Source organism: uncultured Amaricoccus sp. (assembly GCF_937858865.1).
Lineage (GTDB): Bacteria > Pseudomonadota > Alphaproteobacteria > Rhodobacterales > Rhodobacteraceae > Amaricoccus.
Window position 1 is genome coordinate 1 of sequence record NZ_CALLYO010000011.1, and the last position, 2,544, is coordinate 2,544.

Genomic DNA, 2,544 nt, shown 5'->3' on the forward strand with positions numbered 1-2,544 from the left:
CGCCCCTAGCCGGGCCTGGAGCTTTTCAGCGTCATGACAACAGTTGTTCTCGTCATCCACATCATGGTTGCAGCCGCACTCGTGGCCGTCATCCTCTGGCAGCGTTCCGAAGGCGGCGCGCTCGGGATCGGCGGCGGCGGTGGTGGCGGCGGCGGCTTCCTCACCGGCCGCGGCACGGCCAACCTGCTCACGCGGACGACGGCGATCCTCGCGCTCTGCTTCTTCGTCACCAGCATCCTGCTGACGTTCATGTCCCAGCAGCGCGCCGGCCCCGCCGGCTCGGCTTTCGACAGACCTGCCGCAACCGCACCAGCTGCCCCGTCGTCCGACGCGCCCGCATCCGCACCGGCCGAGGCTCCCCGCGGCGGCATTCTGGACCGCCTGCAGTAAGACGCGCACCGCGCACGTGAATTCCTGCGGAGTGGCCGGCTCGCAACTGGCCACACGCTTTTGCTAGACCATGATCGCTTCAGGCCCTATCAGCCTGAAGCGTGAATCATCGGTCTCACCAAAGAAATAGAGCGTGATCCCGATTCAATCACGCTCTAGCCTGTCGCGGGATTACGGGGAGCGCGACATGCAGCCCACACGCGTGCGGCAACGGACAAGCTTGGCGCTCGGCCGGACGGCGCTCGCCAGCCTTCTCGCCGCGTGCGTTCTCACCCCGTGCCTTCTTCTCGCCGCGTGTTCCGCCGGCAACGAAAGCATCGGCGCCGTCGGCAGCCTCGGCCCTCCGGCCACCGTCCCCTACCAGCCCTCGAACGCCATTGCCCCCGCCGGCTTCAAGGAAAGCCTGCTCGGTCCCAACCACTACCGCATCGAGGTGACGGGCAACGCCAACGCCTCCCTCGCCCGCCTCGAGAAAATCGCCGCCACCCGCGCCGCCGAGATCGGCCGCGACAATCGCCTCCGCTACTTCAAGCTCGACAATCTCCAGTACGCGACGCGCTGCACGCCCAAGCGCTCGACCCACCGCGGCGGCGGCCACGGAGAGCTGAACTACCGCATCCTGACGGCCGAGGCGACCTACGCGCCCACCGCCCCCGACTCCACCTACCGCGAATCCCGCGCAGCCTTCGACCAGCTCCGCGCCGAGCTGGACCAGCCCGAACCTCCCGCCGAACCGGCCCCCTTCCATTGCCCCGCATGAGCCCCCGCGCCTGAGGCTTCCACCTTCCGTTCACCGATCCAGACGAAGCGCGGTGGATGAGACAAGAAAACCACTTCGAATCGGAGCGCTTGCGCTCTAGTGTTAAAGCCCATGCAACGGTACATCTTCATTACCGGCGGCGTGGTCTCCTCCCTTGGAAAAGGTCTCGCTTCCGCCGCCCTCGGCGCGCTCCTGCAGTCTCGCGGGTACAGCGTCCGACTCCGCAAGCTCGACCCCTATCTGAACGTCGACCCCGGAACCATGAGCCCCTACCAGCACGGTGAGGTGTTCGTGACCGACGACGGCGCGGAGACGGACCTCGACCTTGGCCACTACGAGCGCTTCACCGGCGTCCCGGCGAAGAAGTCGGACAACATCACGACAGGCCGCATCTATCAGGACATCCTCGCGCGCGAGCGCCGCGGCGATTACCTGGGCGGCACCGTGCAGGTGATCCCGCACGTCACCGACGCCATCAAGGACTTCGTCCTCTCCGGCAACGACGGCATCGACTTCGTGCTCGTCGAAATCGGCGGCACGGTGGGCGACATCGAGGGCCTGCCCTTCTTCGAGGCCATCCGCCAGCTCGGCAACGAGCTGCCGCGCGGCGCGTCGATCTTCATCCACCTCACGCTGCTCCCCTTCATCCCGTCCGCGGGCGAGCTCAAGACCAAGCCGACGCAGCATTCGGTGAAGGAGCTGCGCTCCATCGGCATTCAGCCCGACATTCTGCTCTGCCGCTCCGACCGCGAGGTGCCGAAGAGCGAGCGCAAGAAGATCGCGCTCTTCTGCAACGTGCGCGAGGAGGCCGTCATCCAGGCCCTCGACGCGCCTTCGATTTACGACGTGCCGCTCGCCTATCACCGCGAAGGTCTCGACAGCGAGGTGCTGGCCGCGTTCGGCATCACCGGCGCGCCGCAGCCCGACCTCACCCGCTGGGAGAGCATCTCGCGCAACATCGCCGCCCCCGAGGGCGAGGTGACGATCGCCATCGTCGGCAAGTACACCGGCCTCAAGGACGCCTACAAATCGCTGATCGAAGCGCTTCAGCACGGCGGCATCGCCAACCGCGTGAAGGTCAAGCTCGACTGGATCGAGAGCGAAGTGTTCGAAGGCGAAGACGCGGCGCCCTATCTCGAAGGCGTGCACGGCATCCTCGTGCCCGGCGGCTTCGGCGAGCGCGGCTCGGAAGGCAAGATCCTGGCCGCAAAGTTCGCACGCGAGCGCCATGTGCCCTACTTCGGCATCTGCTTCGGCATGCAGATGGCCACCCTCGAAGCGGCCCGCAACCTGTGCGGCATCGCGAACGCCGGCTCGACCGAGTTCGGCGCGAGCGACGAGCCCGTCGTCGGCCTCATGACGGAATGGATGCAGGGCAACGAGCTGGAGCAGCG

At 66.9% G+C, this 2,544-nt stretch carries 3 protein-coding genes; all 3 read left to right on the plus strand.

Annotated elements, in window-relative coordinates:
• The first annotated feature begins 33 nt into the window (after positions 1-33).
• Positions 34-390 (plus strand): preprotein translocase subunit SecG, encoded by a 357-nt coding sequence (secG, locus tag Q0112_RS00135; RefSeq protein ID WP_297970033.1) that lies wholly within the window; start codon positions 34-36, stop codon positions 388-390.
• A 187-nt stretch (positions 391-577) separates the two neighbouring features.
• Positions 578-1,150 (plus strand): hypothetical protein, encoded by a 573-nt coding sequence (locus tag Q0112_RS00140; protein ID WP_297970034.1) that lies wholly within the window; start codon positions 578-580, stop codon positions 1,148-1,150.
• A gap of 111 nt (positions 1,151-1,261) precedes the next feature.
• On the plus strand, positions 1,262-2,544 hold a 1,283-nt coding region (locus tag Q0112_RS00145; RefSeq protein WP_297970035.1), incomplete at its 3' end, for a CTP synthase.

Bases quoted from the DNA above. Each gene is read 5' to 3' on its own strand.
- secG (WP_297970033.1), top strand. From the start codon at position 34: ATGACAACAGTTGTTCTCGTCATCCACATCATGGTTGCAGCCGCACTC.
- Q0112_RS00140 (WP_297970034.1), top strand. From the start codon at position 578: ATGCAGCCCACACGCGTGCGGCAACGGACAAGCTTGGCGCTCGGCCGG.